At 71.7% G+C, this 25,240-nt stretch carries 20 protein-coding genes; 15 read left to right on the forward strand and 5 right to left on the reverse strand.

The features are described 5' to 3' along the window. The first annotated feature begins 74 nt into the window (after positions 1-74). On the forward strand, positions 75-650 hold the full coding sequence (locus ACGFRG_RS27670; RefSeq protein ID WP_361427356.1) for a TetR/AcrR family transcriptional regulator: 576 nt from the start codon (positions 75-77) through the stop codon (positions 648-650). Positions 651-747: 97 nt separating this feature from the next. After that, positions 748-2,970 (forward strand): MMPL family transporter, encoded by a 2,223-nt coding sequence (locus ACGFRG_RS27675; protein ID WP_361427359.1) that lies wholly within the window; start codon positions 748-750, stop codon positions 2,968-2,970. Between the two features lie 111 nt (positions 2,971-3,081). On the opposite strand, the gene ACGFRG_RS27680 is transcribed toward ACGFRG_RS27675, so the two are convergent. Next, a complete protein-coding gene (locus ACGFRG_RS27680) occupies positions 3,082-3,432 on the reverse strand; it encodes an SsgA family sporulation/cell division regulator (RefSeq protein ID WP_393268231.1) in 351 nt (116 codons plus the stop codon). Positions 3,433-3,631: 199 nt separating this feature from the next. Here ACGFRG_RS27680 and ACGFRG_RS27685 point away from each other — a divergent pair, with 199 nt between their 5' ends. From ACGFRG_RS27685 to ACGFRG_RS27695, 3 genes are read left to right on the forward strand one after another with little or no spacing between them, the layout of a single operon-like run. Continuing rightward, positions 3,632-4,693, forward strand: a complete 1,062-nt coding sequence (locus ACGFRG_RS27685; protein WP_361427365.1) for an energy-coupling factor ABC transporter permease — start codon at positions 3,632-3,634, stop codon at positions 4,691-4,693. Between the two features lies 1 nt (position 4,694). Further along, positions 4,695-5,456: a cobalt ECF transporter T component CbiQ gene (cbiQ, locus tag ACGFRG_RS27690; protein WP_361427368.1), complete on the forward strand. Its 762-nt coding sequence runs from the start codon at positions 4,695-4,697 to the stop codon at positions 5,454-5,456. Further along, positions 5,390-6,232, forward strand: coding sequence for an energy-coupling factor ABC transporter ATP-binding protein (locus tag ACGFRG_RS27695; protein ID WP_393268235.1), 843 nt, complete (start codon positions 5,390-5,392; stop codon positions 6,230-6,232). The genes cbiQ and ACGFRG_RS27695 overlap by 67 nt, the downstream gene beginning before the upstream one ends. Positions 6,233-6,282: 50 nt before the next feature. Here ACGFRG_RS27695 and ACGFRG_RS27700 read toward each other — a convergent pair whose 3' ends face one another. The 4 genes from ACGFRG_RS27700 to ACGFRG_RS27715 all read right to left on the reverse strand — a co-directional run bounded on the left by ACGFRG_RS27700 (position 6,283) and on the right by ACGFRG_RS27715 (position 12,350). Continuing rightward, positions 6,283-7,446 (reverse strand): serine hydrolase domain-containing protein, encoded by a 1,164-nt coding sequence (locus tag ACGFRG_RS27700; protein ID WP_361427613.1) that lies wholly within the window; start codon positions 7,444-7,446, stop codon positions 6,283-6,285. A gap of 219 nt (positions 7,447-7,665) precedes the next feature. After that, the gene (locus tag ACGFRG_RS27705) at positions 7,666-8,517 is read right to left on the reverse strand and encodes a DMT family transporter (protein WP_361427374.1); all 852 of its coding nucleotides are present in this window, start codon (positions 8,515-8,517) and stop codon (positions 7,666-7,668) included. A gap of 315 nt (positions 8,518-8,832) precedes the next feature. After that, a complete protein-coding gene (locus ACGFRG_RS27710; RefSeq protein WP_393268238.1) occupies positions 8,833-10,470 on the reverse strand; it encodes a penicillin-binding transpeptidase domain-containing protein in 1,638 nt (545 codons plus the stop codon). A gap of 107 nt (positions 10,471-10,577) precedes the next feature. After that, the gene (locus tag ACGFRG_RS27715; RefSeq protein WP_393268241.1) at positions 10,578-12,350 is read right to left on the reverse strand and encodes a dolichyl-phosphate-mannose--protein mannosyltransferase; all 1,773 of its coding nucleotides are present in this window, start codon (positions 12,348-12,350) and stop codon (positions 10,578-10,580) included. A gap of 95 nt (positions 12,351-12,445) precedes the next feature. Here ACGFRG_RS27715 and rsmI point away from each other — a divergent pair, with 95 nt between their 5' ends. From rsmI to ACGFRG_RS27765, 10 genes are all read left to right on the forward strand, one after another. Next, complete coding sequence (gene rsmI / locus ACGFRG_RS27720; RefSeq protein WP_361427383.1) at positions 12,446-13,324, forward strand: 16S rRNA (cytidine(1402)-2'-O)-methyltransferase; 879 nt, start codon at positions 12,446-12,448, stop codon at positions 13,322-13,324. Between the two features lie 195 nt (positions 13,325-13,519). After that, positions 13,520-13,948, forward strand: a complete 429-nt coding sequence (locus tag ACGFRG_RS27725) for a hypothetical protein (protein WP_361427386.1) — start codon at positions 13,520-13,522, stop codon at positions 13,946-13,948. A 30-nt stretch (positions 13,949-13,978) separates the two neighbouring features. After that, positions 13,979-14,851: a TatD family hydrolase gene (locus ACGFRG_RS27730; protein ID WP_361427389.1), complete on the forward strand. Its 873-nt coding sequence runs from the start codon at positions 13,979-13,981 to the stop codon at positions 14,849-14,851. Between the two features lie 140 nt (positions 14,852-14,991). After that, positions 14,992-16,356 (forward strand): ubiquitin-like domain-containing protein, encoded by a 1,365-nt coding sequence (locus ACGFRG_RS27735; protein WP_393268244.1) that lies wholly within the window; start codon positions 14,992-14,994, stop codon positions 16,354-16,356. Further along, the gene (gene rsmA, locus ACGFRG_RS27740) at positions 16,353-17,213 is read left to right on the forward strand and encodes a 16S rRNA (adenine(1518)-N(6)/adenine(1519)-N(6))-dimethyltransferase RsmA (protein WP_361427395.1); all 861 of its coding nucleotides are present in this window, start codon (positions 16,353-16,355) and stop codon (positions 17,211-17,213) included. The genes ACGFRG_RS27735 and rsmA overlap by 4 nt, the downstream gene beginning before the upstream one ends. After that, complete coding sequence (locus ACGFRG_RS27745) at positions 17,210-18,118, forward strand: 4-(cytidine 5'-diphospho)-2-C-methyl-D-erythritol kinase (RefSeq protein WP_393268247.1); 909 nt, start codon at positions 17,210-17,212, stop codon at positions 18,116-18,118. Before rsmA ends, ACGFRG_RS27745 begins: the two co-directional genes overlap by 4 nt. Positions 18,119-18,280: 162 nt before the next feature. Then, positions 18,281-20,086: an ABC-F family ATP-binding cassette domain-containing protein gene (locus ACGFRG_RS27750; protein WP_361427401.1), complete on the forward strand. Its 1,806-nt coding sequence runs from the start codon at positions 18,281-18,283 to the stop codon at positions 20,084-20,086. Positions 20,087-20,475: 389 nt separating this feature from the next. Further along, positions 20,476-22,269, forward strand: coding sequence for a PQQ-binding-like beta-propeller repeat protein (locus ACGFRG_RS27755; RefSeq protein ID WP_361427404.1), 1,794 nt, complete (start codon positions 20,476-20,478; stop codon positions 22,267-22,269). A 49-nt stretch (positions 22,270-22,318) separates the two neighbouring features. After that, positions 22,319-24,154 (forward strand): PQQ-binding-like beta-propeller repeat protein, encoded by a 1,836-nt coding sequence (locus ACGFRG_RS27760; RefSeq protein ID WP_361427407.1) that lies wholly within the window; start codon positions 22,319-22,321, stop codon positions 24,152-24,154. Positions 24,155-24,401: 247 nt separating this feature from the next. Continuing rightward, the gene (locus ACGFRG_RS27765) at positions 24,402-25,076 is read left to right on the forward strand and encodes a LuxR C-terminal-related transcriptional regulator (protein WP_361427410.1); all 675 of its coding nucleotides are present in this window, start codon (positions 24,402-24,404) and stop codon (positions 25,074-25,076) included. Positions 25,077-25,240: the final 164 nt, after the last annotated feature.

Genomic DNA, 25,240 nt, shown 5'->3' on the forward strand with positions numbered 1-25,240 from the left:
GATTTCGTTTCGCTCGCCGGGCGGGCTACCCTCGGACGAGTACGAAACCGTTTCGTTCGGATGGGAGGTCGAGAATGGCGAGCAGGCTCACGGCCGAACGTGAGGCAGAACTGTACGAAGCCGTACTCGACCTGCTGCGCGAGGTCGGCTACGACGCCCTGACCATGGACGCCGTCGCCGCCCGCACCCGCTCCAGCAAGGCCACCCTCTACCGTCAGTGGGGGAACAAGCCGGAGCTGGTCGCGCGGGCGCTGCGGCACAACAAGCCGGTGAGTCTCCATGAGATCGACACCGGTTCGCTGCGCCGCGACTTCCACGAGCTGGTCGGTCTTGAGGACGACTGCAAGCTGGAGAAGGACTCCGCCCTGATGCGGGGTCTGATGCGCGCCGTCCATGACAACCAGGACCTCCACCAGGCGCTGCGCGAAGTGCTGATCGAGCCGGAGATCAACGGCCTCGAACACGTGCTGCGGCGCGCGGTGGACCGCGGCGAGGTCCGCGCGGACTGTCCGGCGCTTCCCTATGTGATCCATATGCTGGTCGGCGCTTTCGTCGCCCGGCAGCTCGTGGAGGACAGACCCGTCGACAAGGCCTTCCTCTTCGACTACATCGACGCCGTGGTTCTCCCCGCCCTCGGCGATCCCGTCTAGCTCCCCACAAACCTGCCCCACCTGACGTACGCCGCTCTCGTCGTCGGGCTGGTTATCCACGCCCTGTAAACCAACGACCGACCGGGAGTACGCCCTCGTGGCCACGTTCCTCTACCGACTCGGCAGATTCGCCTTCAGGCGCCGCCGCTACGTCGCCCTGGTGTGGGTGGCGCTGCTGTTCCTCGCCGGATTCGGCGCCGCGTCCGCCTCCACTCCTTCCGCCAGCTCCTTCTCGATGCCCGGTACCGAGGCCCAGAAGGCCTTCGACCTGCTGGAGAAGCGTTTCCCCGGCGGCAGCGCCGACGGCGCCACCGCCCGTATCGTCTTCAAGGCCCCGGCCGGCAAGACCATGAAGGACGCGGCCAACAAGGCCGAGGTCAACAAGGTCGTCGCCGAGCTGCCCAAGGGCTCGAAGCAGGTCGCCTCGGTGACCGACCCGTACCAGGCCAACGCCGTCTCCTCGGACGGTTCGACCGCGTACATATCCGTGAAGTACAAGGTCAACGGCATGGCCCTGGAGGACAGCGACCGCAAGTCGCTGGAGGACACCGCCAAGGGCGCGCAGAAGGCCGGGCTCACCGTCGAGATCGGTGGTGACGCGCTCCAGACCAAGCCCGAGACGGGCTCCGGCGAGATCATCGGTGTGGTGATCGCGGGCATCGTCCTGATGATCACCTTCGGCTCGCTGATCGCGGCCGGGCTTCCGCTGATCACCGCCATCATCGGCGTCGGCATCGGCGTCTCCACCATCACCGCGCTCGCCAACGTCCTGGACCTCGGCAACACCACCTCGACGCTGGCCTCGATGATCGGCCTCGCGGTCGGCATCGACTACGCGCTCTTCATCGTCTCGCGCTACCGGGCCGAGCTCCGCGAGGGCCGCGAGCGCGAGGAAGCGATAGGCCGGGCCGTCGGAACGGCCGGTTCCGCGGTCGTCTTCGCCGGTCTCACCGTCGTCATCGCGCTGTGCGGCCTCGCGGTCGTCAACATCCCGATGCTCTCCAAGATGGGCTTCGCCGCGGCCGGTACGGTCGTGATCGCCGTCCTGATCGCGCTCACCCTGATCCCGGCGGTGCTCGGCTTCGCGGGCAAGCGCGTCTTCGGCCGCCGCACCCGCAAGAAGATGGAAGCCGGCACGGTCGAGCCGGCCGACGAGGCCAAGCCGAACATGGGCACCCGCTGGTCCGGCTTCGTGCTGCGCAAGCCCATCTGGGTGCTGCTCGCCGGTGTGATCGGGCTCGGCGCCATCGCCGTCCCGGCCGCCTCGCTGGAGATGGGTCTGCCGGACGAGGGCTCGCAGCCCACCTCGACGACCCAGCGCCGCGCCTACGACACCCTCTCCGACGGCTTCGGGCCGGGCTTCAACGGTCCGCTGATGATCGTCGTGGACGGCGCCAAGGCGTCCGGCGGTGCCAAGGCCGCGGCCGACAAGACCTCGGACACCATCAAGAAGCTGCCGGACGTGGCCGCGGTCATGCCGCCCGCGCTCAACAAGGACGGCGACACCGCGACCATCACGGTCATCCCGAAGTCGAAGCCGTCCTCCAAGGACACCGAGGACCTGGTCCACTCCATCCGTGACGCGGGCCACGGCATCAAGGCCGACACCAAGGCCGAGGTCCTGGTGACCGGCGCGACCGCGATGAACATCGACTTCTCGCAGCGCATGAACGACGCGCTGCTGCCCTACCTCGGGCTCGTGGTCGGCCTCGCGTTCCTGCTCCTGATGGTGGTCTTCCGCTCGATCCTGGTTCCGCTGAAGGCGGCCCTCGGCTTCCTGCTCTCGGTGGTCGCCGCCCTCGGCGCGGTCGTCGCGGTCTTCCAGTGGGGCTGGCTCGGCGGGCTGTTCGGGGTGGAGAACCCCGGCCCGATCATGTCGATGATGCCGATCTTCATGGTCGGTGTGGTCTTCGGTCTGGCCATGGACTACGAGGTCTTCCTCGTCACCCGGATGCGGGAGGCGTTCGTCCACGGCGAGCGTCCCGGCCAGGCGATCGTGACCGGCTTCCGGCACGGCGCCCGGGTGGTCACCGCCGCCGCGGTGATCATGATCGCGGTCTTCTCCGGCTTCATCGGGGCCAGCGACCAGATGATCAAGATGATCGGCTTCGCCCTCGCGATCGCGGTGTTCTTCGACGCGTTCGTGGTCCGCATGGCCATCGTCCCGGCGGTGCTCGCGCTGCTCGGCTCGAAGGCCTGGTGGCTGCCGCGCTGGCTCGACAAGGTCCTCCCGAACGTCGACGTCGAGGGCGAGGGCCTGAAGGCCCACGCCGAGAAGGCGTCCGACGGCGACGAGGACCGCGAGCTCGCGCGCGTCTGACCCGACGGCCCCCTGGACGCCCACGGCCTGTGGGGACGGGACCGTGGAGCGTTGAGCCGGCCCCCTACGCACCTCGCGTAGGGGGCCGGCTCTCTTCGTACGTACGCTCTCCTACGCCCGGCCGCTCGATGCGGGCGTGACGCTGTACGTACGCCGCAGGAAGCGGACGAGCGGCGAGCTGTCGAACTGGACCACCGCGACGCCGTCCGGCGAGTGGAACTCCAGTACGGTCTGGGCCCGCCCGCACGGCCACACCCCGACGTCGCCGCCGCGCGCGGGCCCGCGCAGCCCGGCCTCAAGGAGCGAGCGCGGGAAGGCCCACTCGTTGCCGCCCGGGAACGCGAAGTGCACGGTCAGCGGGTCCTCGGCGGGGTCGTAGCGCAGGGCGACGGGGACGGGCCGGTGGTGCGGGGCGTCCGTGACGATCCTCGCTCGGGCGTGTTCCTCGACGGCGGGGGACATCGGTCGCTCCTCACGCTCACTGTGTGCAGCTTTTCATGCTGTCTGTCATTAAATGTCGCATATTTTCGGGGGCGTGCCGGGCGGGCGAGGGGTTGTTATTAGTCACCCGTACGCTCTTGCGAGCCATTCGCAGGTGCACGACTATCATCGAACGGCCCACCCCCCGAACCCATCGACCCGGCCCCTGCGGAGACCACCCATGCATGTCCCGGACGGATTCATCAACGCGCCCGTCTCCGCGGTAGCCGGAGTCGGCGCGGCCTGCGCGATCGCCGTCAGCCTGCGCGGGGCACGGCGTGAACTCGACGAGAAGACGGCCCCGCTCGCGGGCCTGGTGGCGGCGTTCATCTTCGCCGTGCAGATGCTGAACTTCCCGGTGGCGGCGGGCACCAGCGGCCATCTGCTGGGTGGCGCGCTCGCGGCGATACTCGTCGGCCCGTACACCGGTGTCCTCTGCGTCTCGGTCGTGCTCCTGATGCAGGGCATCCTCTTCGCCGACGGCGGCCTGACCGCGCTCGGCGTCAACATCTCCGACATGGCGATCACGACGACCGTCGTCGCGTACGCCGTCTTCCGCGGCCTGGTCAAGGTGCTGCCCCGCAAGCGGCGCTCGATCACCGTCGCCTCCTTCGTCGCCGCGCTCGTCTCCGTACCGGCCGCCGCCCTCTGCTTCACCGCGATCTACGCGCTCGGCGGCACCACCGACGTCCCGATCTCCAAGGTGCTCACCGCGATGGTCGGCGTGCACATCCTGATCGGCATCGGCGAGGCCGCGATCACCGCGCTGACCGTGGGCGCGGTCATCGCGGTGCGGCCCGACCTCGTCCACGGGGCGCGCGGGCTCACCGCTCCGCTCCGGCTGCGCGTGGGCGGCGAACTGGTCGACGCCCCCGCTCCGGAGCGCGTACCCAGCGCCGCCCGGTCCACGCGCCGGGTGCGGGCCGTGTTCGTCTTCGCCGCGCTGCTGCTGGCCGGATTCGTCTCCTTCTACGCCTCCGCCTCGCCCGACGGCCTGGAGAAGGTGGCCCACGACAAGGGCATCGACACCAAGACCAAGAAGCACGCCACCGAGAGCTCGCCGCTGGCCGGCTACTCGGTCAAGGACATCGGCAACAACCGGGTGGCCACCGGCCTCGCGGGCATGATCGGCGTCGGGGTCACCGTGGGCGTCGGCAGCGGCGTCTTCTGGGCCGTGCGCCGCCGCAAGGGCACGGCCGCCGACGCCACCCCCACCGCGATCCCCGAGACGGAGACGGTCTGACATGGGCGCGGGCCACGCGCACAAGCTCTACCGGCAGGACGCCTCGCCGGTCCACGACCTGCCCCCGCACTGCAAGATCGCGGCCGTCTTCCTCTTCGTGATCGTGGTCGTCTCGACCCCGCGCGAGGCGATGTGGGCCTTCGCCCTGTACGCGGTGCTGCTCGCCGTCGTCGCGACGGCGGCCCGCATCCCGGCGGGCTTCCTGCTCAAGCGGCTCCTGATCGAGATCCCGTTCGTGGCGTTCGCGGTCCTGATGCCGTTCGTGGTGCCCGGGGACAAGGTGCACGTGCTCGGTCTGGCGCTGAGTGAGAACGGGCTGTGGGGCGCGTGGAACGTGCTGGCCAAGGGCACGCTCGGGGTCGCGGCCTCGGTGATCCTGGCCTCCACGACCGACCTGCGGGCGCTGCTGCTCGGCCTCCAGCGGCTCAGGCTCCCGTCCCTGCTGGTCCAGATCGCCTCGTTCATGATCCGCTACGGCGATGTCATCACGGACGAGATGCGCCGCATGTCCATCGCCCGCCGCTCGCGCGGCTTCGAGGCGAAGGGACCGAAGGCCTGGGGCGTCCTTGCCAAGTCGGCGGGCGCGCTCTTCATCCGCTCGTACGAACGCGGCGAGCGGGTGCATCTGGCCATGGTCAGCCGCGGTTACGCGGGCTCGATACCGGTCATCGACGACGTGACGGCGACCGGTGCGCAATGGCGTTACGCGGCGGTGCTCCCCGCGTCGGCTCTAGTCGTCTGTCTGTTGGGGTGGACCCTGTGAACAAGTCTTCCGAAACGCCTTCCGCCGTTCCCGCCTCGCTCGACGTCAGCGGGCTCGCCTTCGCCTATCCGGACGGCCACCAGGCGCTGTTCGGCGTGGACCTGACGGTCGCGCGCGGCGAGCGCGTCGCGCTGCTCGGGCCGAACGGCGCCGGCAAGACCACCCTCGTCCTGCACCTCAACGGCATCCTGACCGGCGGCGCGGGCACGGTGACGGTGGCCGGGCTGCCGGTCGAGAAGCGCAACCTGGCCGAGATCCGGCGCCGGGTCGGCATCGTCTTCCAGGACCCCGACGACCAGCTCTTCATGCCCACGGTCCGCGAGGACGTGGCGTTCGGGCCGGCCGCGTCGGGGATGCGGGGGCCGGAGCTGGAGGCGCGGGTGCGCACCGCCCTGGAGCGGGTCGGGATGGCGGAGTTCGCCGACCGGCCGCCGCACCACCTCTCGTTCGGCCAGCGCCGCCGGGTGGCGGTGGCGACCGTGCTCGCGATGGAGCCGGAGATCCTGGTCCTGGACGAGCCGTCGTCCAACCTGGACCCGGCCTCGCGGCGTGAACTGGCCGACATCCTGCGGACGTTGGACGTGACGGTCCTGATGGTCACGCACGACCTGCCGTACGCCCTTGAGCTGTGCCCCCGTTCGGTGATCCTCAGCGAGGGCGCGATCGCGGTGGACGGGAAGACGGCGGACGTCCTGTCGGACGAGGAGCTGATGCGTACGCACCGCCTGGAGCTGCCGTTCGGGTTCGACCCGAGGGCCGCGTCGACCAAGGTGTGACCCGCGCGGCGGCGCCGGGGCGTTCGCGAGCGCCCCGGCGCCGCCGCGCGTCATCGCTGGTCGATGGCCGTCCGTACCGCCCGTACCAGCGCCTGGGCGCGCGGGTCCGCGGTCACGTTCTTCTGGTGGCCGTTGGTGACGTAGCCGAAGGCCACGCCCGACTCGGGGTCGGCGAAGCCGAGGGAGCCGCCGCTTCCGGGGTGGCCGAACGAGCCGGGGGACAGCAGCGGGGACGCGGGGCCGTGGAGCATGTAGCCGAGGCCGAAGCGGGTCCCCACCATCAGGACCCGGTCCGGCCCGGCCGACTCCTCGGTCCGCGCGAGCGCGACCGTCGCGGGGGCGAACAGCCGGCGGCCGTCCACCTCGCCGATCTTCGCCGCGTAGATACGGGCGAGGCCCCGGGCGGTGGAGACGCCCGCCGCGGCGGCGAGCTCGGCCGAGCGGTAGACGGGGTCGTTCTCGTCCGGGAGCGGGTCGATCGCGCCGAACGCCCGGCGGGTCAGCGACGTCGGGTCGTCGTACGCCTCCACCACCGAGCGCTTGGGGCGCACGGTGATCGCCCCTGGCACCGTCGGTGCCTCCACCCGGCCGACCCGGCCCGCCCGGTGGGCCTCCTCGTCCGGCAGGCCGATCCAGAAGTCGGCGGCCAGCGGCCGGGCGATCTCCTCGGCGACCCAGCGGCCGATCGTGCGTCCGGTGACGCGGCGCACCAGCTCGCCAAGCAGCCAGCTGTAGGTCTGGGCGTGGTAGCCGTGGTCGGTGCCGGGCTCCCAGACGGGTGCCTGCGCGGCGACGGCGGCCGGGCCCGACTCGCCGTCGGCGGCCTCGGCGGTCGTCAGCGGGCGGTCCAGGACGGGCACACCGGCGCGGTGCGAGAGCAGATGGCGCACCAGGGCGCGGTCCTTGCCGTTGGCCTTGAACTCGGGCCAGTACGTGGCGACGGGCGCGTCCAGGTCCAACTGGCCGCGCTGGTGCAGCAGCAGCGGGACGGCGGCGGCGACGCCCTTGGTGACCGAGCGCACGATCTGTACGGTGTCGACGGCCCAGGGCGCGGCGCCGTCCACATCGCGGGTGCCGCCCCACAGGTCGACGGTCTTTCTGCCGTGCTGGTAGACGGCGACGGCCGCGCCGCGCTCGCCGCGCTGCTCGAAGTTACGGACGAACGCGTCCCTGACCGATTCGAACCCCGGGTCCACGGTGCCCCGCACGTCCACCACTGCAACTCCCACGTCCGCGCGCGCCCTGCTGACGCACCCGTCCATTGAACGCGCCGAGAAGAATCGTTTCTTCCCCGCCCCCAGGAGGGCCCGAAGGGCCCACTGAAGGGGCGCGGGGAACTGCGCGAGCAACCCAGCACGGCCCGCAGCCGAAGAGCGGGGTCCGGGGCGAAGCCCAGGGGGGGTCCACCGGGGGCGAGGCCCCGGGCAACCCGGTCACCCAGCCCGAAGCATCAGCCCGATCCCCACCACCATCAGCCCCGCCGCCGCGATCCTGGGCGCGCCGAAGCGCTCCTTGAAGAAGACCGCGCCGATCGCCGCCCCCACGATGATGCTCGACTCCCGCAGCGCCGCCACCGGCGCCAGTGGCGCGCGGGTCTGGGCCCACAGGACCAGGCCGTACGCCGTCATGGACAGCGCCGCCCCGAGCAGACCCCGTCCCGCGTACGGCCGCAGCTGCGCCCACAGCGCGCCCCGGCGGCTGTACCAGGCGTACGCCGGGATCAGCAGCCCCTCCAGGATCATCAGCCACGCGATGTACCCGATGGGTGTGTGGGCGGCGCGTACGCCCACGCCGTCCACCACCGTGTACGACGCGATCGACAGGCCGGTCGCCAGGGCGGCGAGCAGCGCGGGCCAGTGCGGGCGCGCGCCCGAGCCCCGGATGCCCCACAGGGCGACCCCGACCAGGCCCGCCGAGGCGACGGCCACGCCGGCCGCCTGCCACGCGTTCAGGCTCTCGCCGACGAAGGCCACCGCGAGCACGGTCACCACCAGCGGCGCCGTGCCGCGCGCGATCGGATACATCTGCCCGAAGTCGCCCAGGCTGAACGACCGCATGAGCAGCACCTGGTAGCCGATGTGCAGCAGCGCCGAGGCGATCAGATACGGCCAGGCGCCGCCGGACGGCACCGGCGAGAACGCCGCCAGCGCGGCGCCGATCGCCGAGGCCCCGCCGCCGATCAGGGTGAACGCGATCAGCTGGTCCTTGATGGCGTGCGCCATCGCGTTCCACGCGGCGTGCGTGACGGCGGCCGCCAGCACCGCGAGGACGACGAGCAGACTCATATGTGGGTGTCCCGCGCGTCCGGGGTTTGCTGTGAGCTCATGAACTCGGACGCTAGCGGTGGTTGTACGAGCCACGCGAGCCCGTTTTCGTCACACCAACGCCCCCAGGAGGGCCCGAAGGGCCCGCTTAAGGGGCGCGGGGCTGTGTCGATTTGCGGCTCCGCCGCGGTGGGGGTCCCCCCTGTTCGAGCGGAGTCGAGAACTTGGGGGAGCGAACAACCCAGCACGGTCCGCAGCCAAAGAGCAGGGTGCGGGGGCGCTGCCCCCGGCGGGGGTCCACCGGGGGCAGCGCCCCCGGGAAAACCGGTCAGCCGCTCAGCCGGCCCGCAGAACCGACGCCACGATCGGCCCCGCCGCGTCCCCGCCGTGGCCGCCCGACTGGACCAGCGCGGCGGCGGCGAGCCCGTTGCCGTACCCGGTGAACCAGCTGTTGGACTTGCCCTGTTGGTCGACCTCGGCCGAGCCGGTCTTGGCGCCCTTGGGCCCGGGCACCCCGGACATCGCGGTCGTCGCCGTGCCGCCCGTGGCCGCCGCGTGCATCATCTGCCGGAGCTGGTCGGCGACCGCGCCGGGCAGCGGCTGCGCCTGGGCCAGGTCGCGGTCGTCCAGGTCCTTCGGCACGATGATCGGCTGGCGGAAGCCGCCGTTGATCACGGTGGCCGAGACGGACGCCATGTCGAGCGGGCTCATCTGGACCTTGCCCTGGCCGATGTACGAGGCGGCCGTCTCCACCCCCGACGACTGCGGAACGCTGCCGTCGAAGGACTTCACCCCGCCGAGCTTCCAGTTGTCCTGGCCCAGGCCGAAGTAGTCCCGGGCCGTCCGGCCGAGCGCGGTCCCGGCGATGTCCTTGTCGGTGAGCGGCTTCACCGGCTTGATGAAGGCGGTGTTGCAGGACCGGGCGAAGGCGTCGGTCAGGGTGCCGTTCGGGATGGTGAAGTCGTTGAGGTTGTGGAAGGTGTAGCCCTTCCAGATGGCCGTCGCCGGGCACTGGGCCGGCTGGTCGGCGCCGCCCTCCCCGTTCTGGATGATCATCGCGGCCGTAATGATCTTCATGGTGGAACCCGGGGCGACCGAGGCCTGGAGGGAAGCCGGGAAGCCGTCCTTCCGGTTGTCCGCCACCGCCCGTATCTCCCCGGTGCCCGGCGCGATCGCCACCACCGACGACTCGTCGAACCGCTTCACGGCCTGCTCGGCGGCCGCCTGGACGTCCGCGTCGAGCGTCGTCGTCAGCTTGCCCGCCCTGCCCTTGGCCAGGGTCAGCAGGGTCCGGGACGGGGTGCCCGCGTCGGCGCTCTCGATCGAAAGCTCCACCCCGGGCGCGCCGTTGACCTGGGCGCCGTACTTCTGCCGCAGCGAGTCGAGGACCGCGCCGAGCGAGGGGTACTTCTCCTTGGTCAGCACCCGGCCCTGCCGGTCGACGGCCTCGATCTCGGGGTTCTTCGCCGCGCCCGTCGTCAGCTTCTCGCCCGTCTTGAGCTGCGGGTGGACCACGGCCGGCTGCCAGTCGACCAGCGCCCTGCCGGTGGTACGGCCGCGCACGACGGTCAGGTGCGACGAGTACGTCAGGGGCGCGGTCCGCCCCTCGTACGCGACCTCCGCCTTGACCGTGTACGGCACGGTCGCGCCGGTGGCCGGGGACGCGGTGATCGTCACCTTGTCCACATGGGCGTCGTCGTGGAAAGCGGCGAGCGCGGTCCGGGCGGCCGCGTTGTTGTCGGTGAGCACCGAGGCGGCCGCCGCGTCCCCCTTCGACCAGGCGTCGAAGAACGCCTGCGCCGTCCGCGTCACCTCGTCCGCGCTCGGCGGGCCGGTCCGTACCGGCGCCGCCCTGGTGTGCGCGGCCGGGGACGAGTCGTCCCCGGCCAGCATCTCGTACCCGCCGTAGACGACGCCCCCGCCGACCACCAGAAACGCTCCGCCGACGATCGCGGCCTTCGCTCCACTACGCATCGCAGCCCCTCCCCAGGAGGCTCTTGAACATGTTCAAGAGCATTGCTTGGGAGGAACATTACGTGACAGCAGTGACAGCGGCGGCGCCCGTTACCGGAACGCGACGCTCACACCCAGGTATCCAGCCACATCCGGTTCCGCCAGGAATCCAGCGGGATCGCGGTGCCCGTGTACAGCGGCCAGAAGTAGATGAAGTTCCAGACGATCAGCAGGACGAGCACGCCCGCGCCGATCGCGCCGATGGCCCGGCGGCGTTCGTCCGAGCCCGGTGGCCCGATGATCGCGCCGATCATCATCGCCACCGCCAGACACAGGAACGGCACGAAGACGACCGCGTAGAAGAGGAAGATCGTGCGCTCCTGGTAGAGGAACCAGGGCAGATAGCCCGCCGCGATGCCGCAGGCGATCGCGCCCGCCCGCCAGTCCCGCCGGAACACCCAGCGCCACAGCACATAGAGGATGGCGAAGCAGGCCGCCCACCACAGCAGCGGCGTGCCGAGCGCCAGCACCTCGCGCGCGCACTTGTCGGCGGTGTTCGCCGGGCAGCCGTCGGTGCCGGGCGACGGGCTTTCGTAGTAGTACGAGACCGGGCGGCCCAGGACGAGCCAGCTCCACGGGTTCGACTGGTAGGTGTGCTTGTCCGTCAGATTGACGTGGAAGCTGTAGACCTCGGACTCGTAGTGCCAGAAGCTGCGCAGCGACTCCGGCATCCAGCTCATGCCGAACTGCGGCAGGCTCACATCGCCGATCAGCGGCAGCTTCACATGGTCGGGGGACAGGCCCGCGCGGCCGTGCGCCCAGTCCCGGAAGTAGCCCTTGTCCGTCATGAACCAGCCGGCCCAGGAGGCCATATAGGTCGCGATGGCCACCGGCACCGTCGAGACGAACGCGGGGAACACGTCCTTCTTGAGCACCGCGCGGTACGGCCGCACCGCGCCCGCGGTCTTCCGCGCGCCCGCGTCCCACAGCACCGCCATCACGCAGAAGAAGACCAGGACGTACAGGCCGTTCCACTTGGTGCCGCAGGCCAGGCCCAGCATCACGCCCGCCGCGAGCCGCCAGGGCCGCCGACCGAAGCGCAGGGTGGCGGCCACCTTCGCGTCCGGGCGCAGCTCGCCGTCCGCGCCCTCGGGCAGCGCCGCCGCGAGCCGGGCCCGCGCCCGGTCCCGGTCGATCAACAGGCAGCCGAAGGCGGCCAGTACGAAGAACATCACCACGAGGTCGAGCAGCGCGGTGCGGCTCATCACGAAGTGCAGCCCGTCCACCGCGAGCAGCGCGCCCGCCAGACAGCCCAGGAACGTGGAGCGGAACAGCCGCCGCCCGATCCGGCAGAGCATCAGCACCGAGAGCGTGCCGAGCACCGCCATCACGAACCGCCAGCCGAACGGGGTGAAGTGGAACCACTTCTCGCCCAGCCCGATCAGGTACTTGCCGACCGGCGGATGCACCACATACCCGGGGTCGGCCGGGATGGTCACCGACGACGGGTCCTGGAGGATCGACTTGTCGATGTCCTTGGGCCAGGCGGCCTCGTAGCCGTTGTTGATCAGCGCCCAGGCGTCCTTGGCGTAATACGTCTCGTCGAATATCACCGCGTCCGGGCTGCCCAGCCGCCAGAACCGCAGCAGACCCGCCACCAGGGTGACGAGCAGCGGCCCGACCCACCCCGACCAGCGCACCAGATACCCGGCGACCGTCGGGGGCACCCGCAGGACCGACCACAGCTGCCCGGACGGCTCCGTGTAGGGGGGCACCAGGCGCTCGCGCAGCCCGGTTCTCGGCGGCGCGGAGTAGCCGAAGCGGCGCAGCCGGTCCTGCCAGCCGGGCGGCGCGTCGCCGGCGGCCTGCCCCTCAAGGGTCTGTGGCGCTGTACTGGTCACCGCGCCATCGTAGGGAAAGCGTCTGTGCGAGTCCCGTGGCCGGGCCCGATCCCGCCGGGGCGACCCGGGGCGCCCGGGGCTGGGAGGATGGCGGGGTGACCGGAACACTCGTACTCGCAGGGACCCCCATCGGCGACATCGCGGACGCGCCGCCGCGGCTCGCCGCCGAACTGGAGCGGGCCGACGTCGTCGCCGCCGAGGACACCCGGCGGCTGCGCGGCCTGACCCGGGCGCTCGGCATCCACACCTCGGGGCGGGTCGTCTCGTACTTCGAGGGCAATGAGTCCGCCCGTACGCCCGAGCTCGTCGAGGCGCTTGAGGGCGGCGCGCGCGTGCTGCTCGTGACCGACGCCGGGATGCCGTCCGTCTCCGACCCCGGCTACCGGCTCGTCGCGGCGGCCGTGGAGAAGGACATCAAGGTCACGGCCGTGCCCGGGCCGTCGGCGGTGCTGACCGCGCTCGCCCTGTCGGGGCTGCCGGTCGACCGGTTCTGCTTCGAGGGCTTCCTGCCGAGGAAGGCGGGCGAGCGCCTGGGCCGGCTGCGCGAGGTCGCGGACGAGCGCCGCACCCTCGTCTACTTCGAGGCCCCGCACCGCCTGGACGACACGCTCGCCGCGATGGCCGAGGTCTTCGGCGCCGAGCGCCGCGCCGCCGTCTGCCGCGAGCTGACCAAGACGTACGAGGAGGTCAAGCGCGGGACGCTGAAGGACCTCGCCGAGTGGGCCGCCGAGGGCGTACGCGGTGAGATCACCGTCGTCGTCGAGGGCGCGGCCGAGAGCGGACCGGCCGAGCTGGACGCCGAGGAGCTGGTCAGAAGGGTGCAGGTGCGCGAGGAGGCGGGCGAGCGGCGCAAGGAGGCGATCGCGGCCGTGGCTCTCGATGCGGGCCTGCCCAAGCGCGAGGTCTTCGACGCGGTGGTGGCGGCAAAGAACGCGGCACGGGCGGCACCGGGGGACGGTAAAGGACTATCGTGAAACGTAACGCGAAAAGTAAAGCGTAGGCCGCAGACCGGGGCTTTTGCCTAGGAAAGGCCAAGACGGCACCAACACTCGACAGCCCCTGATGCGTTTTGGCGGCGAAAGGCGTCCCATGGATCGGGGACGTTTTCCGCCCCCGCTTCGCAAGGAGCGCTCGCAAGAGCTTGTCCAGCGGACAAGAGGAGCCGGCACATGAGTGAGATCGCTGAGACCACTGCACACGAGGAGTACGCGTTCGCGTGCATGCGGTGCGGGTACGGCTGGGAACAGGCGTACGAGATAGAGCACCACGTGGACGGGAAGGGCCAGCCGTTCGTGGTCTACAAGGCCGACGGGGAACGGGTGCCGTCGCCGCTGTCCAACCCCACCTGCATGAACTGCGGCGGGCACGTGGTGCGCACCCTGCGCGCCGGCCGGGTCTCCACCGTGAAGCAGTGGCTCGCGCATCACTCCACGCACCAGGCGCCGGCCGGGCCGGTCGGCTCCGGCGGCGACCCCGAGCCGGACCGGCCGACGTCGGCCGCGTCGGCGGAGCCCGCGGCCGACGAGGCCGCGACCGAGCCCGCCCACCACTGGCACCTCTCGGACCTCCTGCACCCCTTCCACCACCACAAGAAGTGACGGCCCGGGGGCTTTCATAGGATCGGCTCCATGAGTGCCGCCAAGGATGCCCCGCCGCCGCTGCCCGAACCGCTCGGGATCGCGGTCGCCGACTCGCACACCCATCTGGACATGCAGGGCACCACCGTGGAGGAGGCGCTGGTCAAGGCCGCCTCCGTGGGGGTGACGACCGTGGTCCAGGTGGGCTGCGACGTGAAGGGGTCGCAGTGGGCGGCCGAGACCGCGGCCGCGCACGACAGCGTCTGGGCCGCGGTGGCCCTGCACCCCAACGAGGCGCCCCGGATCGTCCTGGGCGATCCCGACGGCTGGTCCCGTCAGGGGGCGCGCACGCCCGGCGGCGACGCGGCCCTCGACGACGCGCTCGGCGAGATCGACCGGCTCGCCGCCCTCCCGCACGTCAAGGGCGTCGGCGAGACCGGCCTCGACTACTTCCGCACCGGGGCCGACGGCATGGCCGCCCAGGAGCGCTCCTTCCGGGCCCATATCGAGATCGCCAAACGGCACGGCAAGGCGCTCGTCATTCACGATCGCGAGGCGCACGCGGATGTGCTGCGCATTCTGCGGGAAGAGGGCGCCCCGGAGCGCACGGTCTTCCACTGCTATTCCGGTGACGCGGAAATGGCGGAACTCTGCGCGAAATCCGGGTACTTCATGTCCTTCGCCGGAAACATGACCTTCAAGAACGCCCAGCCGCTGCGCGACGCGCTCGCCGTGGCTCCGCTCGAACTGGTCCTGGTGGAGACGGACGCGCCCTTCCTCACCCCGGCGCCGTACCGCGGACGGCCCAATGCGCCGTATCTCATTCCGATCACGGTACGGGCCATGGCGGCGGTGAAGGGCATCCATGAGGACGCGCTGGCCGCGGCCGTCGCGGAGAACACTGCGCGCGCATTCGATTACTGAGGGATAACAGCCGATGCCCCCGGATGGCGGAACGTAGGGTAGCGCGACGACGCTCCGTAGTCGAATCGCTTTGGAGAGTCACAGCGGCTCCGCTAATGTCCCGGCCTCGACGGGACGAACGGCCGGACCTCTGGAGCACCGTGAGCACTTCGCAGGGCAGTCACAGAGCCGCGCGCGGCGGCCGCCGCGCCGCCACCAGAACGGCCGAGTCGCCGTATCCGCCGTCTGTCGCACTCGACACCCGCGAGACGGTGGCCGTGCCCCTGCTGCCCCGGCAGGGCGACGGACCGGAAGGGGGCGGCCAGGACCCCGCCGACCCCGACCCCGGCGGCTCGGACCCGGGCGGGCGGGCCGGGGCGCGAAGGGCCGCGCGGCGCCGCAGGAGCGCCGGCGGCCCGCTCGCCTCCGCCCGCCCCGACGCGCTGCGCCGGCTCATCCCGCAGGCCCTGGTGGTGGCCTTCCTCGCGGGCGGCACCTCCGCGTTCCTCGCCAACGACAAGGCCGTACGCCTCACCGTCGACGGCGTCCCGCGCACCCTGCACACCTTCGCCGACAGCGTCGACGAGCTCCTGGCCGACCAGCACGTGGCGGTCGGCGACCACGACATCGTGGCCCCGGGCCGCCACGAGGCCCTGACCAGCGGCGACGAGGTCGTCGTCCGCTACGGCCGGCCCGTGTCCCTGACCCTCGACGGCGAACGGCGCCAGGTGTGGACCACCGCGCAGACCGTCGACGGGGCGCTGCGCCAGCTCGGCGTGCGGGCCGAGGGCGCCTACCTCTCCGCCTCCCGCTCCTCGGCCATCGGCCGCGCCGGGATGGGCCTGGACGTGCGCACCGAGCGGCAGGTCACCTTCCTCGCCGACGGCCGCGAGCGCACCATCCGCACCAACGCGGCGACCGTCGCCGAGGCCGTCGCCGAGGCCGGGATCTCCCTCCAGGGCGAGGACACCACCTCGGTGCCGCCCTCGGCGTTCCCGCGCGACGGCCAGACGATCACCGTCATGCGCATCACCGGCACCCGCGAGGTGCGCGCCGAGCCGATCCCGTACGAGGTCGAGAAGACGAAGGACGAGTCGCTGTTCACCGGCACCGAGGTCGTCGACCGGCCCGGCCAGCAGGGGCTGCGGAAGGTCACCTACGCCCTGCGGACCGTCAACGGGGTGCGGCAGAAGCCGAAGAAGGTGGCCGAGCAGGTGGTGCGCGGACCCGTCACCCAGACCGTCCGGATCGGCACCAAGCCGCTGCCCAGCTCGGTGGGCGGCGCCGACCACCTCAACTGGGACCAGCTCGCCCACTGCGAGTCCGGCGGGCGCCCGGGCGCGGTCGACGCGACCGGGAACTACGGCGGGCTCTACCAGTTCGACGGCCAGACCTGGCACGCGCTCGGCGGCAGCGGGCTGCCGCAGCACGCCAGCGCCGCCGAGCAGACGTTCCGGGCGAAGAAGCTCTACGTACAGCGGGGGTCGAGCCCGTGGCCGCACTGCGGCCGTAGGCTGTATCGGTGAGCACCACTGAGCCCGACGCCCTCCTCGGCCCCGCCGACATCCGTGAACTGGCCGCAGCGCTGGGCGTACGCCCCACCAAGCAGCGCGGTCAGAACTTCGTCATCGACGCCAATACGGTCCGCCGGATCGTACGGACGGCGCAGGTGCGGCCCGACGACGTCGTGGTGGAGGTCGGGCCCGGCCTCGGCTCGCTGACGCTGGCGCTCCTGGAGGCGGCGGACCGGGTGACGGCGGTCGAGATCGACGACGTGCTCGCGGGCGCGCTGCCGGCCACGGTCGAGGCCCGGCTGCCCGCCAAGAAGGACCACTTCGCGCTGGTCCACTCCGACGCGATGCTGGTCCAGGAACTTCCGGGCCCCGCCCCGACCGCGCTGGTCGCGAACCTCCCGTACAACGTCGCCGTGCCCGTCCTCCTGCACATGCTGGACCGCTTCCCGAGCATCGAGCGCACCCTGGTCATGGTCCAGGCGGAGGTCGCCGACCGGCTCGCGGCCAAGCCCGGCAACAAGGTGTACGGCGTGCCGTCGGTCAAGGCCAACTGGTACGCGGAGGTCAAGCGCGCCGGGTCGATCGGCCGCAACGTCTTCTGGCCCGCGCCCAACGTCGACTCGGGCCTGGTCTCGCTGGTCCGGCGCGCGGAGCCGGTCGAGACCACCGCCACCAAGGCGGAGGTCTTCGCGGTCGTGGACGCGGCCTTCGCGCAGCGCCGCAAGACCCTGCGGGCCGCGCTGGCCGGCTGGGCGGGCTCGGCGGCCGCCGCCGAGGAAGCCCTGGTCGCGGCCGGGATCTCGCCGCAGGCGCGCGGCGAGGCGCTGACGGTCGAGGAGTTCGCCCGGATCGCGGAGGCCAAGAAGTGACGGTGACGGTCCGCGTCCCCGCCAAGGTCAACGTCCAGCTCGCGGTGGGCCCGGCCCGCCCCGACGGCTTCCACGACCTGGCCAACGTGTTCCTGGCGGTGGGCCTGTACGACGAGGTCACGGCCACGCCCGCGGACGCCCTGCGGATCACCTGCACGGGCCCGGACGCGGACAAGGTCCCGCTCGACCGTACGAACCTGGCGGCCCGGGCGGCCGAGCTCCTGGCGGCGAGGTACGGGCGTTCACCGGACGTCCACCTCCACATCGCCAAGGACATCCCGGTCGCGGGCGGCATGGCGGGCGGCAGCGCGGACGGCGCGGCGGCGCTGGTGGCGTGCGACGCCCTGTGGGGCACCGGCGCGTCCCGCGAGGAGCTCCTGGAGATCTGCGCGGAGCTCGGCAGCGACGTGCCGTTCAGCCTGGTCGGCGGGGCGGCGCTGGGCACGGGCCGGGGCGAGAGGCTGACCCCCCTGGAGGTGGGCGGCACCTTCCACTGGGTCTTCGCGGCGGCGGACGGCGGGCTGTCCACCCCGGCGGTGTACGCGGAGTTCGACCGCCTCACGCCGCACGCGGGGCCGCCGGAGGCGGATCCGGTGCTGCTCGCCGCGCTGCGCACGGGCGACCCCTTCGCCCTGGCGGGCGCGCTGTCCAACGACCTCCAGCCCGCTGCCGTCTCCCTGCGCCCGTCCCTCAAGGACACGCTCGCGGCGGGCACGAAGGCGGGCGCCCTGGCGGCCCTGGTCTCGGGCTCGGGCCCGACGACGGCGTTCCTCGCCGAAGGCGCGGAGGCGGCGCGGGGGATCGCCGAGGCGCTGATGGCGTCCGGCACGTGCCGGAGCGCCCGGACGGCGACGTCCCCCGCCCCTGGCGCGACGATCGTCTCCGGCTCGGCCACGAGCTTTTAGGGGCGCGGGGAACTGCGCGACCAGCCCCACCGGTCCCGGAGGCGAAGAACAACCTTTTCGGCCGCAGACCGTGCGTGGCTGAGCGCGCAGTTCCCCGCGCCCCCAGCGGGTACCGCAGCACGTAACCTTGAGGGCGATTCAGCCCCCCTTCACAGGAGTGAAATGGCCGTCAACCTGGTCAATGTCGAGGCAGTCAGCAAGGTGTACGGCACCCGTGCCCTGCTCGACGGTGTCTCCCTCGGCGTCTCCGAAGGGGACCGGATCGGGGTGGTCGGTCGTAACGGAGACGGCAAGACCACCCTCATCCGGATGCTCGCGCAGCTGGAGGAGGCCGACACCGGGCGGGTCACGCATGTGGGCGGGCTGCGGCTCGGCGTGCTCACCCAGCACGACTCGCTCGACCCGAACGCGACCATCCGGCACGAGGTGATCGGGGACCTCGCCGACCACGAGTGGGCGGGCAACGCCAAGATCCGCGATGTGCTCACCGGTCTGTTCGGCGGGCTCGGCCTGCCCGGCTTCGAGAACGGGCTCGACACCGTCATCGCCCCGCTCTCCGGCGGTGAGCGCCGCCGTATCGCGCTGGCCAAGCTGCTCATCGGCGAGCCGGACCTGATCGTCCTGGACGAGCCCACCAACCACCTGGACGTGGAGGGCATCGCCTGGCTCGCCGCCCATCTCCAGGCCCGCCGCTCGGCGCTCGTCTGCGTCACCCACGACCGCTGGTTCCTGGACCAGGTCTGCACCCGGATGTGGGATGTGCAGAGGGGGTCTGTCTACGAGTACGAGGGCGGGTACTCCGACTACGTGTTCGCGCGGGCCGAGCGGGAGCGGATCGCCGCGACCGAGGAGGCCAAGCGGCAGAACCTGATGCGCAAGGAGCTGGCCTGGCTGCGGCGCGGCGCCCCCGCCCGTACCTCCAAGCCGCGCTACCGCATCGAGGCCGCCAACGAGCTGATCGCCGATGTGCCGCCGCCGCGCGACACCTCCGAGCTGATGAAGTTCGCCAACGCGCGGCTCGGCAAGACCGTGTTCGACCTGGAGGACGTGACCGTCCAGGCCGGGCCGAAGGTGCTCCTGAAGCATCTGACCTGGCAGCTCGGCCCGGGCGACCGGATCGGCCTGGTCGGGGTGAACGGCGCGGGCAAGACCTCGCTGCTTCGGGCGCTGGCCGAGGCGGCCCGTACCGACGGCGAGACGCAGCCGGCCGGCGGGCGGATCAAGGTCGGCAAGACCGTGCGGCTCGCCTATCTGTCGCAGGACGTCACCGAACTCCCGGCCTCGCTGCGGGTGTTGGAGGCCGTGCAGCAGATCCGGGACCGCGTCGACCTCGGCAAGGGCCGGGAGATGACCGCCGGGCAGCTCTGCGAGCAGTTCGGGTTCAGCAAGGAGAAGCAGTGGACCCCGGTGGGGGACCTCTCCGGTGGTGAGCGGCGTCGGCTTCAGCTGCTGCGGCTCCTCATGGACGAGCCCAACGTCCTCTTCCTCGACGAGCCCACCAACGACCTCGACATCGAGACGCTGACCCAGCTGGAGGACCTGCTCGACGGCTGGCCCGGCTCGATGGTCGTCATCTCGCACGACCGGTTCTTCGTCGAGCGCACCACCGACCATGTGTGGGCGCTGCTCGGTGACGCCACGCTGCGGATGCTGCCGCGCGGCATCGACGAGTACCTGGAGCGGCGCAAGCGGATGATCGAGGCGGCGGGCCCGGCCCCCGCGCCGGTCGCCGCCAAGCCGGCGGGCACTGCCTCGGCCGCCGACAGCCGCGCCGCCAAGAAGGAACTCCAGCGCATCGAGCGGCAGCTGAACAAGGTCTCGGACCGCGAGACCCAGCTGCACGCGCAGATCGCCGACAACGCCACGGACTTCGAGAAGGTCGCGAAGCTCGACGCGGAGCTGCGCGAACTCATCGGCGAGCGCGACGAGCTGGAGATGCGTTGGCTGGAACTCGCGGAGGACGCGTAGCGCTTCGCTGGAAGGGCGCGATCTTCGGCTGCGGACCGTGCCGGGCTGCTCGCTCCCCCAAGTTCTCGACTCCGCTCGAACAGGGGGACCCCCACCGCGGCGGAGCCGCAAATCGACACAGCCCCGCGCCCCTCAAGTGGCGCGGAACCGCATGCTGTCAAGGTCGCGTGAGGATCCGTAAAGAGCACGTGCACACTGCATAACAGGCGCATCACAGGCCGGTCCGCCCTTGGGAACAGGGGCGGACCGGCCCGTTGTTCGAGGGGCCCGAGTGATAGAAAGAAGCCCCGCTCGACTGACGCAAACTGTGCGGGACCATGTCCGATTCCGCTCCGGAGACGCGGGGGAGTCCGTTCGGGCAACGGTCCGCACGAAGGGGGATACACGCTGTGACCCAGCCGCCCAGCCAGCAGCCGCCGCAGGGGGGCTTCGGGGCACCCATGGACCCGCCTCCGGGGACGCCCGTGCCGCCCGCACAGCCGCCGCAGATGCCGCCGCCGCCCGCGGGCCCGCCGCCCGCGATGCCGCCTACGCCGCCGCAGGGCGCACCGGCCGGCGCCCCCGGTCACGGCTACCCGCAGGCACCCGCGGCCCAGCCGGGTTACGGCTATCCGCAGGCGCCGGGCCAGGGTGGCCCGTACGCGCAGCAGCCGGGCCCGTACGGCCAGCAGCCCGGCCCCTACGGCGGTTACCCGACGCAGCCGCAGTACCCGGGCGCGCCGATGCCGGATCAGCCGGGCGGTGGCCGCAACCCGTTCAAGGGCAAGCCCGCCGTGATCATCGCGGCGGCCGTGGCCGGTCTGCTGGTGATCGGCGGCGGCGTGTACTTCGCGACCAAGGGCTCGGACGACAAGAAGCCCGTCGCCAAGGCGAGCCAGGACGCCAAGCCGTCCGGTTCCCCGTCGGCCGACCTCGGTGACGGCAAGGGCGACGGCCGCTCCGGCGGGGACGACCTCAACGCGGGCCGCAAGGACGGCGAGGCGAAGGTCTGGCTCCAGGAGAACGCGACCCAGCTGACCCAGAACGGCGCCGAGCAGTACGGCCCGTGGGTGGTCGGCGACACCGTCGTCAAGGCGATGTACAAGGAGGTCACCGGCTATTCGGTGACCGACGGCAAGCAGAAGTGGAGCGTGCCGCTGGACGCTCCGCTGTGCGGCGCGCCGCACGAGACCACCGCCGACGGCAAGATCGTCATCGGTGTGCAGGAGAACAACACCAAGAACGCCAAGTGCAACCAGCTCCAGCAGGTCGACCTCGCGGCCGGCAAGGCGGGCTGGAAGGTGCCGGTGCCGTCGGAGGGCCTCTTCGACATCATGACCAGCTTCGACATGGCGATCTCCGGCAACACGGTGTCGCTGGCCCGGATGGGCACCGTCAGCGGGTTCTCGGTCACCGACGGCAAGAAGGTCTTCGGCGGCACGAAGGACGGCAACTGCCGGGCGGACGCGTTCGCGGGCGGCGCCAAGCTGATCGCGGCGGGCAGCTGCACGGTGGGCGGTGACTCGCAGGCCATGGACCAGGTCCAGGAGCTCGACCCGGCGACCGGCAAGGCCAAGTGGACCAAGCAGTTCCCCAAGGGCTGGAAGGTCGCCCGGGTCTTCTCGGTCGACCCGCTGGTGGTCTACCTGACCAACAAGGACAAGAAGCAGTACAACATCACGACGTTCAAGCCGGACGGCTCGGTCCGCTCCGAGCTCGACAGCAAGGACAGCTTCCAGCCCGAGTGCGGCTGGGCGATCATGGAGCGCGATCTGCGCGGCTGCCTGGGCACCGCCGCCGACGCCGACACGCTCTATCTGCCGACCGAGCCCAAGCAGGGCGGCGGCGACGGCTACAGCCGGACCAACGTGATCGTGGCGTTCGACCTCGGCACCGGCAAGGAGAAGTGGCGTTCGAGCCCGGGCGACGGCCGCACGATGCTGCCGCTCCAGGTCGAGGGCGGCAAGCTGCTCGCGTACATCGCGCCCACCTCCGGGCAGGGCGGCGCGGTCGCGTCGATCGCGCCGAGCGGCGGCAAGCCCAGCGTGGTGCTGCAGAACCCGGCGTCCACCGCGAACATCGAGAGCGGCTTCTTCTCCAAGCACGTGGCCTACTCCGGCGGCCGGTTGTTCATCCTCAACGGCCGGGTGTCCAGCCCCAAGGGCGACACCAAGGAAAAGGCCCTGATGGGCTTCGGCAACTGATGAACGCGCCCGCTTCCGTCCCCTCCCTTTCCGCAGAGGTACGTACGTCATGAGTCAGCCCCCACAGCCGCCGCAGCCCCCGCAGCAGCCGAGCGACCAGCCGCCGCAGGGCTTCGGCGCGCCCCAGCAGCCCCCGGCGGGCGGCTTCGGTGCCCCGACGCCGCCCCCGGCCGGCGGTTTCGGCGCGCCCACGCCCCCGGCGGGCGGCGGTTTCGGCGGTGCCACGCCGCCGCCCCCGGCGATGCCGCCGACGCCGCCCGCACAGCCGCCCGTCCAGGCTCCGCCCGCGTACGGCTATCCGCAGCCGGCGCCCCCGGCCCAGCCGGGCTACGGCTACCCCGGCCAGCCGCAGGGCCAGCCGGGCGCGCCCGGGTACGGCTACCCGGGCCAGCCCGTCACCCAGCCCATGCAGCCCGCGGGCGGCCCGGGCTCCGGCGGCGGCAAGAAGCTCAGCGGCCAGACCACGATCATCATCGCGGCGGTCGTCGCGGTGGCGCTGATCGTCGGCGGCGGCATCTGGTACGCCGGCAAGGACGACGGCAAGAAGGACGAGTCCAAGTCCGGCTCCACCCAGGGCGGCACGGGCGGCAAGGACGCCGGCGGCAGTGCGACCGGGGGCGGCGGCAAGGAGCAGCCCGCCGCCGACGTCGCCTCCAAGGTGCTCTTCCAGGTGCCCGAGCCCAAGGTCACCGACATGGTCCGGGTGGAGGGTTCCTGGCTGACCGACAAGGTGTACGCCAAGTCGGGCGTCAACGAGATCGTCGGCTACGACCCGGCCAAGGGCACCCAGCTGTGGAAGCTGCCGCTGCCCGGCGCGGTCTGCGCGGCGACCACGCACGTCACCTCCGACAGCAAGACCGCGATCGTCTACGAGGGCCCGAAGGCCGACGGCGAGAAGTACGCGCGCTGCACCGAGGTCGCCGTGCTGGACCTCGGCACCGGGAAACTGGCCTGGACGAACTCCGTCAAGGACGGCGACCGCAAGACGACGTACGACGAGGTCACCATCGGCGCCGGCACGGTCGCCACCGGCGGCACCTCCGGCGGCTCCGCCTGGGACCTGGCCACCGGCAAGCTGCTGTGGCAGCCGAAGATCACCACCGACCAGTGCAAGGACGCCGGTTACGGCGGCGGCGACGCGCTGGTCGCGGTCCGCAAGTGCGGCGACTACGACAAACCCACGGTCACCATCCAGCCGCTCAACCCCAAGACGGGCGCGCCCGTCTCCTCGTACAAGATGCCGGCCGGTGTCCAGTACGCGCACATCGTCTCGGCCCAGCCGCTGGTGGTCGCCGCCGACGTCGGCGACACCGCCGGTGACGGCAGCGGGATCTCGGACTTCTTCTCGATCGACGACAAGACCGGCAAGCTGCTGGCGCGTATCCCGGCGCCGGGCGACAAGTACGCCGCCCGGTGCGGCTCCACCCAGGTGGAGAAGTGCAACTCGGTCGCGGCGGGCGGCGGCAAGCTGTTCGTCCCGACGGAGCAGCACGCGGGCAGCACCGGTGACGGCGGCCGGACCAACGAGATCCTGGCGTTCGACCTGGCCACCGGGCAGCTGGTGAACGGCAAGGCCGACGCGGGCGACGGCTCCGCGCTGGCGCCGCTGCGGATGGACGGCAACAACGTCATCGCGTTCAAGAACGCCCCGTACGACAAGGGCAGCCAGATCGTCAGCATCGACGGCGGCAGCTTCAAGCAGACGGTCCTGATGCAGAACCCGGCGGACACCTCGGTGCGGGACGCGCTCTCGCAGTTCGGTCCGGAGTACGGCGAGATCCGGTTCCTGCAGGGCAAGCTCTTCATGTCGGCGACGATGGTCTCCAAGCCGAGCACGATCACCGACGAGAAGCGATACCTGCTGATCGGTCTCGGCACGGGCTGACAGCGCGTCAACATCCCGGTGGCGAGGGCCCCGGCCGCGGAGTACTCCTCCGCGGCCGGGGCCCTTTGCTCACCTGGGTGAACCCGGATGTCCGGCAAGTAGTCCTGAATGGCGGGGATTTCGGCAATCCGGGCGTCTTCTCACCGGTAAGGGGCGCGCGACGTCGAACAAGCGTGTAGCTTGCCGGGGCAGGGAAGGGCCGGGCCAGGGGGTTGGCAACGTGCCCCGGGGGGATGGGGGTTGCTCGATGGGCGTGCGGCTCATGGTGGTCGACGACCACCGACTGCTCGCCGAGGCGCTCGCCTCGGCACTGAAGCTCCGCGGGCACCGGGTGCTCGCGGCGGCCGCGCCGGTGGCCGGGGCGGCGGAGCTGGTGGTGTCGCGGGCGCCGGAGGTGTGCCTGCTCGGCACGGCCGCGCCGGCCGAGCCGGGGGCCTTCGACCCGATCGTGCGGATCAAGCGGGAGCGGCCGCAGGTGGCCGTGGTGGTGCTCGGCCCGGTGCCGAGCCCGCGCGGGATCGCGGCGGCCTTCGCCGCGGGCGCCTCCGGTTACGTACGCCATGACGAGCGCATCGAGGGGGTGGAGCGCGCCATGGTGAAGGCCAGGGCGGGCGAGGCGGCGGTGGCGCCGGGGCTGCTCCAGGGCGCGTTCGCGGAGCTCCTGAACCCGGTGGCGCAGCCCGACGACGAGGGGCAGCGGCTGCTCCAGATGCTGACCCCGCGCGAGGTCGAGGTCCTGGTACGGGTCGCGGACGGCGAGGACACCCGGCTGATAGCGGCCGGGATGGGCATCGCGCCGTCCACCGCGCGCACCCATGTGCAGCGGGTCCTGATGAAGCTGGGGGTCGGCTCCCGGCTGGAGGCGGCGGCGCTGGCCGCGCGCACGGGTCTGCTGGACCGGGCGGTGCCCCCGGCGGGGTGAGTCCGCCTGTTCCTGTTTCTTGTGTGGGCTGTTCCTGTTCTTGAGTGGGGGGGGGCGCGGGGGGGGGGGGCGCCCCCCCATTTTGGGGCGAGTTTGTGTGTGTTAGTGGGGTAGTGCTACCCCAAGAATTATTGTTGTTTGTGATTGTTTTTTATTTTTGTTTG

Origin of the sequence: Streptomyces sp. NPDC048696 (genome assembly GCF_043198895.1) — a bacterium.
Classification (GTDB): domain Bacteria; phylum Actinomycetota; class Actinomycetes; order Streptomycetales; family Streptomycetaceae; genus Streptomyces.

Bases quoted from the DNA above. Each gene is read 5' to 3' on its own strand.
- ACGFRG_RS27670 (WP_361427356.1), top strand. From the start codon at position 75: ATGGCGAGCAGGCTCACGGCCGAACGTGAGGCAGAACTGTACGAAGCC.
- ACGFRG_RS27680 (WP_393268231.1), bottom strand. From the start codon at position 3,432: ATGTCCCCCGCCGTCGAGGAACACGCCCGAGCGAGGATCGTCACGGAC.
- ACGFRG_RS27685 (WP_361427365.1), top strand. From the start codon at position 3,632: ATGCATGTCCCGGACGGATTCATCAACGCGCCCGTCTCCGCGGTAGCC.
- cbiQ (WP_361427368.1), top strand. From the start codon at position 4,695: ATGGGCGCGGGCCACGCGCACAAGCTCTACCGGCAGGACGCCTCGCCG.
- ACGFRG_RS27695 (WP_393268235.1), top strand. From the start codon at position 5,390: ATGGCGTTACGCGGCGGTGCTCCCCGCGTCGGCTCTAGTCGTCTGTCT.
- ACGFRG_RS27705 (WP_361427374.1), bottom strand. From the start codon at position 8,517: ATGAGTCTGCTCGTCGTCCTCGCGGTGCTGGCGGCCGCCGTCACGCAC.
- ACGFRG_RS27710 (WP_393268238.1), bottom strand. From the start codon at position 10,470: ATGCGTAGTGGAGCGAAGGCCGCGATCGTCGGCGGAGCGTTTCTGGTG.
- ACGFRG_RS27725 (WP_361427386.1), top strand. From the start codon at position 13,520: ATGAGTGAGATCGCTGAGACCACTGCACACGAGGAGTACGCGTTCGCG.
- ACGFRG_RS27730 (WP_361427389.1), top strand. From the start codon at position 13,979: ATGAGTGCCGCCAAGGATGCCCCGCCGCCGCTGCCCGAACCGCTCGGG.
- ACGFRG_RS27750 (WP_361427401.1), top strand. From the start codon at position 18,281: ATGGCCGTCAACCTGGTCAATGTCGAGGCAGTCAGCAAGGTGTACGGC.
- ACGFRG_RS27760 (WP_361427407.1), top strand. From the start codon at position 22,319: ATGAGTCAGCCCCCACAGCCGCCGCAGCCCCCGCAGCAGCCGAGCGAC.
- ACGFRG_RS27765 (WP_361427410.1), top strand. From the start codon at position 24,402: ATGGGCGTGCGGCTCATGGTGGTCGACGACCACCGACTGCTCGCCGAG.